This window comes from Actinotignum saccati (assembly GCF_051265055.1).
Classification (GTDB): Bacteria; Actinomycetota; Actinomycetes; order Actinomycetales; family Actinomycetaceae; genus Actinotignum.
In genome coordinates, this window is record NZ_JBOZCC010000002.1 from 259,347 (window position 1) to 275,465 (window position 16,119).

A 16,119-nucleotide genomic window follows, 5' to 3' on the forward strand; every position below is an offset into this window, starting at 1 on the left:
GGCGACCAGGTCCTCCACATCCGCAGGAGCGGTTTTACACCGAGCCGGACTTATAACGACACCATCCTAGGACATCCCCGCGAGAATCGAAAAGACATCCTGAAAATTTTCACGGCCGCGCCCGCGCCGGGTAGGAATGGCGCTCGCAGGTACCCGGCTCCCGCCGGAACGCTACGGCAGTGAAGCGCGTTTTAACCTAGCACAGGCAACGCGGTACCGTCGACCAGCTCGGCGATAGTATCCGGGCTCGTGGTGTATTGCCCGAGCCGATTCGTTTTCCCGCGCCCGTGATAATCACTCGCCCCGAAACCGCGCAGTTGCAAACGCGCCGCAATGCGTTCCAGGCCCGGTACCAGCGTCGGATCGTTTTCCGGGTGGCGCAGCTCCACGCCGAATAGCCCGGCCGCGGCCATCTCCTCAAAAGCGCGCTCGGGCACCACCTTATTGCGGGCGGGCGCCACCGGGTGGGCCAGCACCGCTTTCCCGCCCGCCGCCGTGACCATCCGGATTGCCTCGCAAGCCTGCGGCGCGTAATGCGACACATAGTAGGGTCCGTGCACGGAAAGATAGTGGGTAAAAGCCGCGCTCCGGGTGGGAACTACACCGGCCGCCACCAGGGCATCGGCAATATGGGGCCGCCCGACGGTTGCCCCCGGGGGCGTATGAGCCACTACATCATCCCAGGTGATAGGCACGTCCGCGCTGAGCTTTTCCACAATGGCCCGGGTGCGGGTGAGCCGCGATGCCCGCGTGGTAGCTATATGCTCCTGAATCGCGCCATCATGCGGATCGAAAAGATACCCGAGGATATGGCAGGTGATCCCTTCCCATTTCGTGGACAACTCCATGCCACGGATAAGTACGACGGCGCAGGAGGCCGCCGCTGCGGCGGCCTCCTCCCATCCGGCCACCGTATCGTGGTCGGTGAGCGCAATTCCGGTCAGGCCGATACTCCTGGCTTCCTCCACGAGTTCGCGCGGAGTGACCGTGGAATCGGAGGCGGTGGAATGAGTGTGGGTATCGATGGCCATGCTCTCCAGCTTAGTCGGCGTTGGCCGGGGCGCGGGGCCGCGGTGCTTCCTGGCGCCGGCCGGGGCGCGGGTAACCGCGGCGCCGCCCCGCACCCCAGCGCTGCCCGCGGCGCCGGAAAAGTTCGCGGGGCTTTTTATGTCGGCAAAGGGTGCGATAATGGACGGTATGACTACCAAGGGACAGCACGATCAGGATACTGCGCAGCAAAATTTGCGCGCCCGCGGAAATAACCGTTCTCAGCAGCCCAGTAACCTCGAGTTTCGGGAGTTCATGGGCTCGGATTGGGGGCCCCGGCCCGAACCGGCACCGCGCACGGAAGTGGCAGATTATTTGCCGGCCCGCCACGCCGCCCTTTCCGCGCTTTTCCCGGGTGAACGGCTGGTTATCCCGGCTGGGGAAACGAAAGTGCGCGCTAATGACACCGATTACCGCTTCCGCGCCCACTCTGCTTTCTCGCATATGACCGGCCTGGGCGGGGAACAAGAACCCGGCGCGGTCCTTGTTTTCAATCCGCGTGAAGAAGGTGGGCATGATGTCACCCTCTACTTCTACCCGCGCGCCTCGCGTTCCTCAGAAGAGTTTTATTCGGATCCGGCCCACGGGGAATTCTGGGTGGGGGCGCGTCCCTCCCTGGAAGAAGTCAGCCGCGCCACCGGCTTGGCCACCGATTCCCTGGATAATCTTCCCGATGCCCTCGCGAAGGATCTCGGGGAAGGCCAGGTGAGCATCCGGGTGCTCGCCGAAGCATCGGAACAGATCACCGCGCAGGTAAATGACTTGCGTGCCGCGGCCGGGCTTTCGCAGGATTCTGCCCAAGATGTGGAACTGGCCCAGGCCCTCTCCGAACTCCGCCTCATTAAAGATGATTTTGAAGTGCGGGAAATGCGCAAGGCGGTGGAGGCCACCTACTCCGGTTTCGATGAGATTATTCGTAGCCTGCCGCGCGCGGTTGCCCACCATCGCGGGGAACGCGTGGTGGAAGGGGCCTTCTTCGCCCGTGCCCGCGAAGAAGGCAACGGCCTGGGATATGACACCATCGCCGCCTCCGGCAACCACGCCAATACTCTCCATTGGATGACGAATGATGGTGAGGTCCGCGAAGGTGATCTCATCCTCGTGGATGCTGGGGTGGAACTCGATTCTCTCTACACCGCGGATATCACCCGCACCCTCCCGGTCACTGGCACTTTCACGGAAGAACAGGCGGAGGTCTATAACGCCGTGTTGGAAGCTGCTGAGCGCGCCCTGGAGGTGGCCGGCACCCCCGGCGTGAAATTCAAGGATGTGCACGCCGCCGCCATGGAAGTTATTGCCGCGTACCTGGAAAAGTGGGGCATGCTCCCCGGCACTGCCGCGCAGTCCCTGGCCCCCGAAGGCCAGTATCACCGGCGTTGGATGCCGCACGGCACCTCCCATCACCTCGGCTTGGATGTGCATGACTGCGCGGCCGCTCGCCGGGATATGTACCTGGATGCGGAATTGAAACCGGGGATGGTCTTCACCATCGAACCGGGCCTGTACTTCCGCGAAGATGACCTCAAAGTTCCCGAACGTTTCCGCGGAATCGGGGTGCGCATCGAGGACGATATCCTCATCACGGAAAACGGCGCTGAGCGCCTCTCGGAAGATATACCGCGGACCATCGCTGATATCGAAGAATGGTTCACGCGGGTGCAGCGCTAATGAAAACCTCGCAAAATTCTCGCGTTTTTATTGGGCGGCTGGCCGGTACCCCCGTCTACGATCCCATTGGCGACCAGGTGGGTACCGTCCATGATGTCGTCGTGGTGTTCCGCGTCAAAGGGGTACCGTCCGCGGTCGGGCTCACCATTGATGTGGTGGGGCGGCGGCGGGTCTTCCTGCCCATTACCCGCGTCACCTCCATCGCGAACGGCCAGGTCATCATTACGGGTGTGCTCAATATGCGGCGCTTCCAGCAGCGCAGTTCGGAAACACTCGTTATGGCCCAGCTCATTGACCGCGAAGTGGTGGTGCGGGAAACCGGCACCCGCATGAGCGTCGTAGACGCGGCCATTGAGCCGCTGCGCGGGCGCGAATGGGGCCTCACCCAGGTGTATGTGCGCGGAATCGGCACGAATTCCCGCCATTCGGAAATCCTCAAGGTGAGCGAAGTGGCCGGCCTGTCCACCGCGAGCCACACCCAGGGAGCCGCTTCCATCGTCTCCCAGCTGGTGGATCTCAAGCCGTGGGATATTGCGGAAATTTTGCGTGATCTACCCGAGGAACGGATGCAATCGGTCGCCCGGGAGCTTACGGACGAAAAGCTCGCGGACGTCCTGGAAGAACTCGGTGATGAGGACCGCGTCACGGTGCTGGCCGGCTTGGATGTGGAACGTGCCGGTGACGTTCTGGACGTGATGCAGCCCGACGACGCAGCCGACCTCATGGCCGATCTTCCTTCTGAAACAGCCGCGATCCTCCTCGACTCCATGAGTGAGGGCGAAGCGCAGGATGTGCGCCGCCTCCTCACCTATGACGAGCGCACCGCCGGTGGTCTCATGACCCCCAACCCGGTGATCCTTGGCCCGGATGATACGGTCGCCCAAGCTCTGGCCGCAGCCTCCCGCCCGGATATTCCTCCGGCGCTGGCCGCGGTAGCTTTTGTGTGCCGCCCGCCTTTGGAAACTCCCACGGGGCGGTATCTGGGCGCAGTACATATCCAGCGGGCGCTGCGCGAACCCCCGACCACGATGCTCGGTTCCATTCTGGATCGCAATACCGAAGGTGTGGATCCGGAAGCCCCCATCGGTTCAGTCACCCGCGAATTAGCCACCTATAACCTCACCGCTGTCCCGGTAGTAGACCAGGGGCTCCTCCTCGGGGCGGTCTCGGTTGACGACGTTCTCGACCACCTCCTCCCCGAGGATTGGCGTGATATGGACGATTCCTGGGAGGGCACGGATTCCGAAAACGCCACCGCATCCACGACGAACGAGGTGAACCGTGGCTAATGATTTCAATGAACCACTCGAACGCCGCAGCCGCTTGTTTCGGCGCCGGCGCCGCAAGGATCCGGAAGCTGCCGGGCGCGCCGCGGAAAGCATTGCCCGCTTCCAGGGCACCGCGAGTTTCCTGGTTTACCTGACCATTTTCGTGGTGGCGTGGCTGGCGTGGAACACCATGGCCCCCGAAAAATGGCAATTTGATTCTGCTGAATTCGGTTTCACCGCGCTCACGCTCATGCTTTCCTTACAGGCCTCCTACGCCTCGCCCCTCATCCTGCTAGCCCAGAACCGCCAGGATGCCCGGGATAAGGTGAGCGCTGAGCAGGACCGCCAGCGGGCGGATCGGAACCTGGCGGATACCGAATACCTCATGCGTGAAATTGCGGGTTTACGCGATGCGGTGGGCGATATGGCCACCCGTGATTTTGTGCGTTCGGAATTGCGCGATTTACTCCACGAACTGGATGACCGCAATATTGACCGCGCCGCCGAACGCGAAGAACGCATCCGCGAATTGCAAGAAGAACTCGATGCGGTCAAAGCCCAGCGCGAAGCCCGTGATACTCCCGTTGATCCGGGAGATGACCACGCCCGCGCCGCGCTCGACCGCCCTAGGGAGGAGCCCGGTGCCCACGAGTGATCCTGTTTCCAATTCGGTGCCGCGCTCACCCGCGGCCACTACCCTCACCAAGGATCGGGTTCTGGAAGCCCTCTCCGGGGTCATCGACCCGGAGCTACGCCACCCGATTACCGAACTGGATATGATCCACGGGCTGCGGGTAAGCCCGGAAGGTAATGTCACCCTCACGGTGCTTCTCACCACCGTGCACTGCCCGCGCCAAGACGTCATCGAAAAGGAAGTCCGCGAAGCCATTTCCCCACTTGAGGGCGTAGGTACTATCACCATCACCATGGGTGCTATGACGCCTCTCCAGGTACAGCACCTCCAGCAGAAGCTGCGCGGGGGGCGCACCACCCGGGAGATCTCTTTCGCGCGCCCCGACTCCCCCACCCGCGTTATTGCGGTGGCCTCCGGAAAAGGCGGTGTCGGTAAATCCTCCGTCGCCGCGAATCTCGCGGTTGCCCTGGCCGCCACCGGCCAACGCGTAGGCCTCATCGATGCCGATATTTACGGTTTTTCCATCCCCGGGATGATGGGAGTGGATACCCCCGCCCAGCAGCTCAACGGCATGATCATCCCCCCGGTCGCCCACGGCGTGAAAGTCATGTCCATCGGCATGTTTGTGCCCGGGAATACCCCGGTGGTTTGGCGCGGCCCCATGCTCCACAAGGCCCTCGAACAATTCTTCGCGGACGTGTACTGGGGGGATCTCGATTTTGTTTTCCTCGATTTACCCCCGGGGACGGGCGACGTCGCTATTTCTTTGGCACAGATGCTGCCCCGCGCGGATATCCTCGTTGTCACGACGCCGCAAACTGCTGCCGCGGACGTGGCTGAACGGGCCGGTGCAGTTTCCAAGCAAACTGAGCAGACTGTTATCGGCGTCGTCGAAAATATGTCCTACCTGGAACTACCGGACGGAACAAAAAATACTATTTTTGGTTCCGGTGGCGGGCAGCTCGTCGCCACGAATCTCAGCGCGACCCTCGGGTATCCGGTCGAGCTTCTCGCCCAGATTCCGCTGGAGCCGGCGTTGCGGGAGGGTTGCGATGCGGGGACGCCATTCGTCCTCGATATGGTGGACTCCCCCGCGCGTGATATTCTGCGCGGCCTAGCAGCGCGTATCCAAGAGCTGCCGCGGCGCGGGTCGCCGGCTGACTAGTCCAGCGCGCGCCCTGCCGCTTAGCCCGGCGCGCGTATCCCGCGTCATGGCACAGCGCACTATGATAGAAACACTGCTGCGCACGATCCCTGTTTTGGAGGAGGCTTATGTCCGATCGGACCCTAGCGTGGACATACGCTGAAGACGCCGTTATCGAGGGGGATATTACCCGGGCGGCCCGCGCCACCGCCGCTGAGTTTTCCATCCGCTGCGTGAGCCCGGCCTGCGGGAACTTCCTCACCGTGCTGGCGGCCTGCGCAAAGGTCACGAACGCGGTGGAAATCGGGACGGGCAGCGGAGTTTCCGGCCTCTACCTGCTGCGCGCCGGGGATATTCACCTCACCACGATTGACGTGGAGTCCGAAGCCCAGCACGTGGCCCGCTCGCTCTTCGCTCGGGCTGGGGCCAGGCCCGGGAAAGTGCGCATTATTAACGGGCGCAGTGCGGATATTTTGCCGCGGCTAGCGGCCCGCTCCTACGATATGGTTCTTGTCGACGGCGATCCCCTCGAGGCTGCCGGCGACTGTGAAGAAGCATTGCGGATTTTGCGACCCGGCGGCCTCCTGGTGGTGGCTGGCGCCCTTCAAGGCGGCAAAGTGGCTGATCCGGCACGCCGCGAAGAACCCGTCGTCGCGATACGGCACCTCATTAAGGCGCTTATGCGGGCCGAAGAACTCGATAGCAGCCTGGTGCCTCTCGGCGATGGCGTGCTGGTCTGCCGCCTGCGTTAACCGAACCGCCCTCCGGATCTAACCGGGCTGCCCTTCAGATCCAACCGCGACACGCTTGAGCACGCCGGTTCCTGAACGCATACTATCCGCCGGTTCCTGAACACATAGTGTCCGGGTTTCCGAGCACTCCGCGCGCTCCGAGCGCATAGCATCCGGGGGCCGCGCCCGCTGGCTGGCCCCCGGATAGGTAGTAGGTACAGATAGGTTGGTGGTGGTTACTTCTCCACGCTTGCGAGAGCTTCTTTGAGGCTGACGCATTCTTCGTCGTTGAGTTCTAGGACGAGGCGTCCGCCGCCATCCACCGGAATACGAACCACGATTCCGCGCGCTTCACGTTCGACTTCCAGCGGCCCATCACCTGTGCGTGGCTTCATAGCTGCCATAGTGGTTTCCTTCCTGTTCGCCGCAACTATGCGACTAACGTCACCCCTAATTCTACTAGAAGTCTGCCACCTGTTCGCGGCGAGCTTGTCGCGTGGCTTGTTCCGCCGTGAGGGAGCGCTGACCTGCGATAAGAGCATCAACAGCCTCGCGAGCGGTATCCACCACGGTGAAAATATTCGGATCTGCGGGCGAAATCATACCTTCGCTGACGAGGCGCCCGCGGATCCACTCCACGAGGCCACCCCAGAAATCACTGCCCACCAGCACCACCGGGAATCCGGCAACTTTACCGGTTTGTACCAGGGTGAGGGCTTCGAAGAGTTCGTCGAGGGTGCCGAAACCGCCCGGGAGTACCACGAAGCCTTGGGAATACTTGAGGAACATTGTTTTGCGCACGAAGAAGTAGCGGAATTCAATGCCGAGGTTCACGTATTCGTTGAGGCCCTGTTCGTGCGGGAGTTCGATCCCGAGGCCGATGGAGAGGCCGTCATTAGCCGCGGCGCCTTTATTGGCGGCTTCCATAATCCCCGGCCCGCCCCCGGTAATAATTCCGAAGCCCTGCTGGCTGAGGATATCGGCGGTTTCTTCGGCCACCCGGTAGTAGCGAGACTCACGCCCGGTGCGCGCCGAACCGAAAATCGAGACGCAGGGCGGCACGTGGGCGAGCGCCCCGAATCCTTCCACGAATTCGGATTGGATGCGCAGCACTCGCCACGGGTCGCTGAGGGTCCAGTCCCCGTTGCTGCGGTTGGAGAGCAGCTTGGTATCCGCGGTGACGGGCGGAATCTGGGTGCCGCGCCGGGTTTGCGCCCCGCGCCGATAGTCGCGTGTGTTCATGGTTTCTATTGTCCTTCGCTGCCTGCGCGCCTTCCACCCCGCTACGCGGAGCGGAAAACTATCTCAGATCCCTGAGCCCTGCCGCGTCCAGACCGTCGACGGCCTTTTTGACGTCCTGTGCTTTCTCCCGCGTGGTCACCAAAAGTGCGTTTTCGGTATCAATAACGACGGCGCCCGGCACTCCTACTACGACGACGGGCTTCGCCGAGCTGTACACCAGTGAATCCGGCGCATCAATGGCGAGCACCGGAGCCCCCGTGCTTCCCGGAACCCGTTGAGTGGTGAGTTCGCCGGCGGGGATGCCTTCGGCGAGGGAATCGTAATCCCCCACATCGGACCAGCCCATATCTGCCGGAACCACGGCCACTCGCCCGGCCGCCGCGGCCGGTTCGGCTACCGCCCGGTCAATGACTTCCTTGGGGATGGAGGCCCATAGTTCTTCTACCTGTGCGGATTGCTGGACCGAGTCCAGATCCCACAGCTGGGCTAGCTGGCGCAGCGGGGCCGCGATATCGGGGCGGTATTCGGTGAGCATATCCATGAGGGTGGCCGCGCGGGCCACGAAAATCCCAGCGTTCCAGTAGTAGCCACCCTGCGCGAGGTAGCTTGCGGCAGTATCCGCATCCGGTTTTTCCACGAATTTTTCTACCGCTAAGGCGGTGGTATCGCCCGTGAGCGGTTCACCAACGACCGATCCGCCAGCGAGCGGCTCACCGGCACGAATATAGCCGAACCCGGTGGCCGGCCCGGTCGGGGTAATCCCGAGGGTAACCAGGTAGCCGCGCTCTGCCGCGCCTAGCGCGGTGCGTACAGCAGTAGTAAACGCCGCGGTATTGGAGATGCGGTGATCGGCCGCGAAGGATCCGACCAGGGCATCCGGGTCGGAGCGGTGAGCGAGCGCGGCGGCGATGCCGATGGCGGCCATGGTGCCGCGCGGGCTCGGTTCAACCACGTAGTGGAGGGGCGTGTGGATATCGGCGAGTTGCTCGCGGACGGCCGCGGCGTGGGCGGCGCCCGTCACGGTGTAGATACTGGATGCGAGCGGGGCGAGCCGGGTTACCGTATCGTGAATCATGGTGTGCCCGGATCCGAAATCGACCAGGAATTTCGGGTGGCTGGCCCGCGAGAGTGGCCACAGCCGTGAGCCGGCTCCCCCGGCGGGAATAATCGCATGGAATGTCACGCCTAGCTGTCCTTTCGCTGCGAGCGGGCGAGTTCGCGTTGCCCGTTCACGTAGTGCGCGCGAGCTTCCTCAGCTTTGAGCTGTGCCTCACGCGCCTTTGATTCTAGCTTTTCGGCCCGGCGGCGAGCCAGGTTCCCGGCCAAACCGCCCCATTCGGGAAGTTCTTCTTCCTCATCTTCGGCGGCGTTATCCGGTTCGGGCAGCAGGGATCCGGTAATGGGGTCATGCGGCCACGTGAGTGTTTCCGGAACGGAAAGAGTGACGTAATTGGGAGTGGTGGTGGCCCGCAGTTCTTCCGGGTCCTGTGCCACGTAGGCCCGCGGCGGGTTGGCCATATAGGCGGAGACCATGAGCACAATACGCGAGGCGAGGTTGAGCCAGAGCAGCAGCGTGGCAATAGCGGCGAAGGGCGCGAGGAGCGGGTTCCCGGACACGCTGGATACCGCGGACGTACCGATTACCCGAATGAGGGAAAGGAGGAGCGCACCGAGGGCCGCCCCCGTGATGAAATCACGGCGGGGTACCCGTATTCCGGAGGTGAAGCGAATAATGAACATGATGACGAGCGCATCGACGGTGGCCGCGAGCAGGAAAACCGCAATTTTGGTTCCGAATTGCACGAGGGCTCCATCTAACCCCAGATGGGTGAGGAGCAGGGTTCCTACCGAGCCGACGAGGGAGCCGATAATCGCGGAGGTGAGGATTCCCAGGCCGAGCACCACGAAGCCCGCCAGCCGGAAAAGGATACTCACCGCCCCGTTTTCGGTTCGCTGATTCACCCCGAACATGGCTCCAATGGCGGTGGAGAGCCCGGCCATAATGGACATGGCCGTCCACAGCAGCACGGCTCCCGCGATGATGGTTGCCACCACCGAGGTGCCCGAGAGGATGAGGTCATCAGGGTTGATGAGTCCTTCCCCGGAGGAGTCTTGGAGGATGCCAGGCAGGGCCGCATTGACGGCATCCACCACGGTTTCCCGTAGCTGCGCGTTCCTGCCGAGGGTGGCCATAAACACGGTCCAGGAAATGGTGAGCGCCGCGGTGATGGCGAAAAGTGCCGAATAGGCGATTCCACCGGCGAGCAGGCCCCCGCGGGCTTTACCATAGCGGCCGATCCCCCGCATGATGCGCGTGCCTTGCACCCATTCAACCAGGGCTTTTCCTTTGTGTACGACGCCGCCCATGCCGCTTTCTGCCACCTGGGCTCCGCTGGGTGCACCGCGCCGGGCGGCTTGCCGCCCGCGCCGATCCACCCCGAGAGCCCGGAAAGTCCTATCCATCACTGTGTTCTGCTGTGTCACATAGCCATGGTACGTGAGGCCTACGACAAAAACAGAAGTTTTTGATTCCTCAACGAGCTTAGCCTTCGAGTTGGTAGTCCACCGTGAGCGGGGCGTGATCCGACCAGCGTTCCGCATAGGAGGCTGCCCTCCCGATGGTGAAGCTTTGGGCGGTGGCGGCAAGCTTCGGGCTGGCCATATGGTAGTCGATACGCCAGCCCACGTTGTTATCGAAAGCTTTGCCGCGCTGGCTCCACCAGGTGTAGGGCCCTTTACCTTCGTGCCCCTTGTGTTCCAGCAGAGCGCGTTGCACATCCACCCAGGGCCCACCGAACCACCGATCCAGGTAGGCGATTTCATCATCGAGCACCCCGGAGGTGCGGTTGTGGTTGGATTTCCAGTTCTCAATATCGGCTTCGGTGTGGACGATATTGAAATCCCCGGCAACGAGGGTGCGGGCGGCCGGATCGAATTGCGCTAAGCGGGCGCTTACCCGTTCCAGGTGCGCGTATTTTGCCGCCATCTTTTCTGGCTTATCCGCCACGCCCGAATGCAGGTAGGCGCTCACCACCCGCAGCTGGTAATCCGGGAGTTCCACTTCGAGCCAGCGCCCGCTATCCACCGGCGCTTCTTCAGTGACGGGCTTTCCATCCGCGCCCACGCCCAGATGATCCCGAACTTCACCCACATTGATGCCTTCCCGCACCGCGACCGCAACCCCAGCCCGGCCTTTGATATCCGAAACGGCCGTGTAGATGCGGTAGCCGGTGCCCGCGAAAATGTCTGCGGTGATATCCGCGGGGGCACGCACTTCTTGAAGCAGGATGATATCCGCGGCGGTGGCTTCCAGCCAGGCTGCGATTCCTTTGCGCGCGGCCGCGCGAATTCCATTGACGTTGACGGTGCTTATCCGCATCTCATTCCCCTTCCTGCCCCGCCCCGAACTGTTCCGGGAGGATCTGTGCTGCTGCGTACTCTCCTGCTGGGCCCTGCTGTTCGGTTGCGCGCTGCGCCGGCATGTCCGGGCCAGCTGCGCTTTGCTGTGCTGCCGCGGTCTGCTCCCCCGCGGCTTGCTCCGCAGCGCAGCGTTCGGCCATATCAACGACGTTGCTGAGCAGCATGACGCGGGTCATCGGGCCCACCCCGCCGGGATTGGGTGATACCCAGGCTGCGTGATCGCGTACGCCCGGGTCTACATCCCCGAGGGTGCGCCATTTTCCTTCCGCGGTGCGCTCCCGAGTTACTCCCACATCAATAACGACGGCACCGGGCGCCACCCAGTCCGGGCGAACGAAACCAGCCTGGCCCACCGCGGCGATAATGACATCAGCGCGCTGGCACAGTTCGGGAATATTCGGGGTGCCGGTGTGGCAGAGCGTGACGGTGGCATTGATATTTTTCTGGGTGAGGAGAAGGCCGATGCTTCTTCCCACCGTGATTCCGCGCCCGAGGACCACTACGTGTTTGCCGGCAAGGCTGAGCCCGTGGCGTTCGATCAGCTCCACGATGCCGGCCGGGGTGCAGGGCAGCGGGGAGGTGAGCTGGCCGCTCACGCCGGCCACCAAGCGCCCGAGGTTAATCGGGTGGAGCCCGTCGGCATCTTTATCCGGGTCGATCGCTTCGATGAGGCGGGCTTCGGGCAGCCCGGCTGGGAGAGGCAGCTGGAGAATGTACCCGGTGCAGGCCGGGTTGGTATTGAGATCGCGCAGCGCACCGGCCACATCTGCCGCGGTGGCGCTAGCCGGCAGTTCCACTTGTAGAGAGGCGATACCCACCTCCGCGCAATCGCGGTGTTTACCGCGCACATACGCCGCGGAGGCCGGGTTATCACCCACCAGCACGGTGCCGAGCCCGGGAGTGTAGCCGCGAGCGCGCAGGGCTTCCACCCGCACCCGCAGTTCATCTTTTATGGCGGCGGCCACCGCGCGCCCATCCAAAAGTTGCGCTGCCATTACTGAGCTTCCCCGTTCTGGGTGGCTCCCACTTGATCGAGGCCGGCGTAGAGCGGGAAGCGGTCCGCGAGCGCGCGCACCCGGAAACGCAGCTCCTCCACCGGTGCGGCGTGCCCGGCGATGAGGGCGCGGGCAATAATATCGGCAACTTCCGTGAATTCTTCCGGGCCGAAGCCGCGGGTGGCCAGCGCCGGGGTGCCGATGCGCAGCCCGGAGGTGACGAAGGGCGGGCGCGGGTCATAGGGGACCCCGTTGCGATTGACGGTAATACCGATGCTGCCCAGTAGGTCCTCCCCTTCCCGGCCGTTGATCGCGGCATTGCGCAGATCCACGAGGACCAGGTGCACATCCGTGCCCCCGGAAATAATCGAAATACCGGCCTGCGCCACATCTGCTTCTGTGAGCCGCGCGGCCAGGATCTGGGCGCCTTCCAAGGTGCGGCGTTGGCGCTCGCGGAATTCTTCCGTGGCCGCGTAGCCGAGGGCCACCGCTTTCGCGGCAACCACGTGCATGAGCGGGCCGCCCTGGTTGCCCGGGAACACCGCGGAATTGAGTTTTTTACCGTATTCTTCCCCGCGAGCGGAGAGGATCATTCCCGAGCGGGGCCCGCCCAGGGTTTTGTGGATGGTGGTGGTAACCACATCCGAGTACGGGAGGGGATTGGGGTGCAGCCCGGCGGCCACCAGGCCGGCGAAATGGGCCATATCCGTCCAGAGCACCGCGCCGACTTCATCAGCGATGGAGCGGAAAGCCGCGAAGTCTAGGTGGCGCGGGTAGGCGGACCACCCGGCGATAATCATGGCGGGGCGTTCGCGCAGCGCGGTTTCACGCACCTCATCCATATCGAGAAGATAGGTTTCCGGATTGACGTGGTAGGCGGCTACCTCATAGTTACGCCCGGAGAAATTGAGTTTCATGCCGTGGGTGAGATGCCCGCCCTGATCAAGGGCCATGCCCAGTACTTTGCCCCCGGGTTTCACCATCGCGTGGTAGACGGCGGCATTCGCCGAGGCCCCCGAATGGGGTTGCACGTTCGCGTAATCAGCCCCGAACAGGCTTTTTGCCCGCTCAATGGCGAGGGTTTCGGCCTTATCCACCCATTCGCAGCCCCCGTAGTAGCGCCGCCCGGGATAGCCTTCCGCGTACTTATTGGTGAGAACAGAGCCCTGAGCTTGCAGAACCGCGCGGGATACGAAATTCTCCGACGCGATCATTTCCAAGCCTTCTTGCTGGCGGCGCAATTCTCCGGTGAGAATCGCGGCAACTTCCGGGTCCGCCACGGCCAAAGGTTCATCCAGTGGTGTACTCATGTCTCTCCTCCACACCTTCCACGCCTTCGCTGTTAGGTCGACAGTCTACCGCGGGGGTGCGACACAAAAATTGCAGCGAAGCTTTCCGGACCACGCGGGCCGTTGCGGCATCGTCGTGCTACCCGAGGATGGGAACGACGACGCACGGCCCGCGAACAGCGAGCACCCGCGCAAAAGGGCCGCGCCGTGCAACAACGCCGCGCCGCACGCACAACGTGACACTTAGGAAATCTTGGGGGCGCTCAGATCGGCGTGCGCCAAATCCGCGGCGGGGCTCTTCGTGACGAGTTTGTGGCCCCACCACAGGCCGAAGAAAAGCGGCAATCCGATATAGGAGGAGAGCAGGTCGAGGGCGCCGCCGCCGGAGGTAATAATGAGGTAGCTCTGCCCCACAATCACCACCGCGCACATCACCAGCGCCACGATGGGGCCGGCCGGGTAGAACCGCGCTTTGAAGGGGAGTTCGTCGAGGCTGCGGCCCTGGGCGATGAAGGCGCGGCGGAAATTGTAATGGCTCCACGCGATGCCCATCCACGTGATAAAACCGGCCAGCCCGGAGGCATTGACGAGCCAGGCATAAGCTTTGCCGTCGCCCATGAAGGAGGAGATGAAGCAGGCGGTGGCCACCAGAATCGTGATGATCATGGCGTTGAGTGGGACGCCGCGGCGGGTCAAGCGCGCCAGGAATTTCGGGGCGCTGCCCTGTTCGGCGAGTGCGAAAAGCATGCGGGTGGATACGTAGAGTCCGGAGTTTCCGGCCGAGAGCACCGCGGTGAGAATAACGGCGTTCATAACCGCGGCCGCGAAAGCCACCCCGGCCCGCTCGAATACCAGGGTGAAGGGCGAGACGGCGATATCGGAGATGTCGGTGCGCAGCAGATTCGGGTCGCTGTAGGCCACCAGGGTGCCCACCACCACGATCGCGCCGATGTAGAAAATGAGGATGCGCCAGAAAATTGTGCGGGTAGCGCGCGGGACGGTGGTGGCGGGGTCGCGGGCCTCCCCCGCGGCGATGCCCACCATTTCGGTGCCCTGGAAGGAGAAACCGGCCACCATGAAGACCGCGAGGATTCCCGCCCCGCCGTTCACGAAAGGCGCCTCGCCTTCCGTCCAGTGCGCGAGCCCGGGGCTGGCCCCGAACACGCCGGCGATCATGAGCAGGCCCACCGCGATAAAGGCAAGGACCGTCACCACTTTAATGAGGGCGAACCAGAATTCGCCTTCCCCGTAGGTGCGCACCGAGAGCGCGTTGAGCAAAATGAGGAGGGCCAAAAAGACCGCGGACCACACCCAGCCGGGGGTGTCCGGGTACCAGTACTTCATAACGAGCGCCGCGGCGGACAGCTCGGCGGCCACGGTGATGGCCCAGTTGTACCAGTAGTTCCAGCCCGTGGCGAAACCGAAGGACGGGGAAACGAAACGCCGCCCGTATTCTTCGAAGGAGCCGGCGACCGGCAGGTAGGCCGCCATTTCCCCTAAGGATTGCATGAGGAGGTAGACCATCATGCCGATGAGCCCGTAGGCCACCAGAGCCCCGCCCGGGCCGGCCTGGCTGATTGTTTCACCCGAAGCCACGAAGAGCCCGGTGCCAATCGCCCCGCCCACCGCGATCATGGTGAGGTGGCGGGCGTGCAGGCCGCGTTGCAGCTGCGGCTCGGCGGATTGCTCAGACTGCGCAGATTGCGCGGCTAGCTCGGGTTGTTCGGCCCGCTCAGCTTGTGCAGCTCGCCCAGGTTGTCCAGCTTGCTCTGGTGCCACGTTTTCTCAGCTCCTTCATCGCGGCGCCCTGTGGGCGGGCCCGCTCCCCGCGGTGGTCGCGCCACCGCCTCAGTGCTTCGTTCGTACCGGCACACGGTAGTGTACGCTGCCACCGCCGCGCTATTGCTTCTCACACAGCGAGCCGCGGGTCTATTTCCGGCCGGTTCGGGGTGTAGCGGCGGCTTCTTCGGGGTGTAGCGCGGTTTAGGACCGGGTGTAGCTGCGGTTTTAGTGCGCGCGTGCGGCCCGCCGCACCTCGCTATTGTTCTGGTATTCAATAAGAACGACGGCGCTGGCCACGTTGCCATCATGACTCATCGACACATGAATATTCACGCTCCCGAGGGTTTTATGGACCGCCCCCGCTATGGGTGCCCCGAGGATAATCGCGGGGCGCCCCCAGCGGTCATTGGTGATCTCAATAGCGTCCCAATGCCCCTCGGGCAGCACCGGTTGGGAGCCGTACAGGGCCGCCGACCACGCCTTAATAAAAGCTTCTTTGGCCGCCCAGCGCGCCGCCAGATGCGGGGCGAGCTCCGCGGCCGGGATAACGGTCTCAAATCCGGCTTCTTCCGCGGCCGGGGTGGCGAAGGCCCCGGCGGCCTCGGTGCGGGTATGGCGCTGGGCCCGGCGGATCGCGTAGCGCATTTCCCGCGCGGTAAAAACATTGCGGAAGCGGGAGCCGGGTAAATCCAGCTGCTGGGCGAAGGCATCAATGGCCACGGTATCGGTTCCAATTCCCGCGATCACGGCGTGCTCCTTCCCGGTGACGTATCCGTTTAGCCAGCTCAGAGCCAAAGTGGCGCCGTCGTTCCTATGACTTTCGCTCCCGTGTGGCTTTTCCCTTTTATGGTAGACGAGGCCGCCGCTCGCTGTCTGCTCTTCCCGAATTTTGCTTTTCC

General features: G+C 63.3%; 15 protein-coding genes. 5 read left to right on the forward strand and 10 right to left on the reverse strand.

Annotated elements, in window-relative coordinates; all coding sequences use genetic code 11:
• Positions 1-191: 191 nt before the first annotated feature.
• Positions 192-1,031, reverse strand: coding sequence for a PHP domain-containing protein (locus tag ACRQEC_RS02645; RefSeq protein WP_284889129.1), 840 nt, complete (start codon positions 1,029-1,031; stop codon positions 192-194).
• A 157-nt stretch (positions 1,032-1,188) separates the two neighbouring features.
• Between ACRQEC_RS02645 and ACRQEC_RS02650 the strand changes: the two genes are divergently transcribed.
• The 5 genes from ACRQEC_RS02650 to ACRQEC_RS02670 all read left to right on the forward strand — a co-directional run bounded on the left by ACRQEC_RS02650 (position 1,189) and on the right by ACRQEC_RS02670 (position 6,513).
• Positions 1,189-2,715 (forward strand): aminopeptidase P family protein, encoded by a 1,527-nt coding sequence (locus tag ACRQEC_RS02650; protein ID WP_284889130.1) that lies wholly within the window; start codon positions 1,189-1,191, stop codon positions 2,713-2,715.
• A complete protein-coding gene (locus ACRQEC_RS02655) occupies positions 2,715-4,004 on the forward strand; it encodes a magnesium transporter MgtE N-terminal domain-containing protein (RefSeq protein ID WP_284889132.1) in 1,290 nt (429 codons plus the stop codon). The genes ACRQEC_RS02650 and ACRQEC_RS02655 overlap by 1 nt, the downstream gene beginning before the upstream one ends.
• Positions 3,997-4,638, forward strand: coding sequence for a DUF1003 domain-containing protein (locus tag ACRQEC_RS02660; RefSeq protein WP_026429524.1), 642 nt, complete (start codon positions 3,997-3,999; stop codon positions 4,636-4,638). The genes ACRQEC_RS02655 and ACRQEC_RS02660 overlap by 8 nt, the downstream gene beginning before the upstream one ends.
• A complete protein-coding gene (locus tag ACRQEC_RS02665) occupies positions 4,625-5,782 on the forward strand; it encodes an Mrp/NBP35 family ATP-binding protein (RefSeq protein ID WP_284889135.1) in 1,158 nt (385 codons plus the stop codon). Before ACRQEC_RS02660 ends, ACRQEC_RS02665 begins: the two co-directional genes overlap by 14 nt.
• Before the next feature lie 107 nt (positions 5,783-5,889).
• Positions 5,890-6,513 carry an O-methyltransferase gene (locus ACRQEC_RS02670; RefSeq protein ID WP_284889137.1) on the forward strand — a complete coding sequence of 208 codons (624 nt, stop codon included), beginning with the start codon at positions 5,890-5,892 and terminating at the stop codon, positions 6,511-6,513.
• Positions 6,514-6,728: 215 nt separating this feature from the next.
• Here ACRQEC_RS02670 and ACRQEC_RS02675 read toward each other — a convergent pair whose 3' ends face one another.
• From ACRQEC_RS02675 to ACRQEC_RS02715, 9 genes are all read right to left on the reverse strand, one after another.
• Complete coding sequence (locus ACRQEC_RS02675; RefSeq protein WP_016442993.1) at positions 6,729-6,896, reverse strand: DUF3117 domain-containing protein; 168 nt, start codon at positions 6,894-6,896, stop codon at positions 6,729-6,731.
• Between the two features lie 55 nt (positions 6,897-6,951).
• Positions 6,952-7,734, reverse strand: coding sequence for an LOG family protein (locus ACRQEC_RS02680; RefSeq protein WP_026429527.1), 783 nt, complete (start codon positions 7,732-7,734; stop codon positions 6,952-6,954).
• Positions 7,735-7,792: 58 nt separating this feature from the next.
• Positions 7,793-8,917 carry a mannose-1-phosphate guanylyltransferase gene (locus ACRQEC_RS02685; protein ID WP_284889139.1) on the reverse strand — a complete coding sequence of 375 codons (1,125 nt, stop codon included), beginning with the start codon at positions 8,915-8,917 and terminating at the stop codon, positions 7,793-7,795.
• A gap of 2 nt (positions 8,918-8,919) precedes the next feature.
• Complete coding sequence (locus ACRQEC_RS02690) at positions 8,920-10,218, reverse strand: YihY/virulence factor BrkB family protein (RefSeq protein ID WP_284889141.1); 1,299 nt, start codon at positions 10,216-10,218, stop codon at positions 8,920-8,922.
• A gap of 58 nt (positions 10,219-10,276) precedes the next feature.
• A complete protein-coding gene (locus ACRQEC_RS02695) occupies positions 10,277-11,113 on the reverse strand; it encodes an exodeoxyribonuclease III (RefSeq protein WP_284889142.1) in 837 nt (278 codons plus the stop codon).
• Between the two features lies 1 nt (position 11,114).
• The gene (locus tag ACRQEC_RS02700; RefSeq protein WP_435729888.1) at positions 11,115-12,149 is read right to left on the reverse strand and encodes a bifunctional methylenetetrahydrofolate dehydrogenase/methenyltetrahydrofolate cyclohydrolase; all 1,035 of its coding nucleotides are present in this window, start codon (positions 12,147-12,149) and stop codon (positions 11,115-11,117) included.
• Positions 12,149-13,459 (reverse strand): serine hydroxymethyltransferase, encoded by a 1,311-nt coding sequence (gene glyA / locus ACRQEC_RS02705; protein ID WP_284889144.1) that lies wholly within the window; start codon positions 13,457-13,459, stop codon positions 12,149-12,151. Before glyA ends, ACRQEC_RS02700 begins: the two co-directional genes overlap by 1 nt.
• A 222-nt stretch (positions 13,460-13,681) precedes the next feature.
• On the reverse strand, positions 13,682-15,217 hold the full coding sequence (locus tag ACRQEC_RS02710; protein ID WP_435729886.1) for an amino acid permease: 1,536 nt from the start codon (positions 15,215-15,217) through the stop codon (positions 13,682-13,684).
• A 228-nt stretch (positions 15,218-15,445) separates the two neighbouring features.
• Positions 15,446-15,967 carry a holo-ACP synthase gene (locus ACRQEC_RS02715; protein ID WP_284889146.1) on the reverse strand — a complete coding sequence of 174 codons (522 nt, stop codon included), beginning with the start codon at positions 15,965-15,967 and terminating at the stop codon, positions 15,446-15,448.
• Positions 15,968-16,119 lie beyond the last annotated feature (152 nt).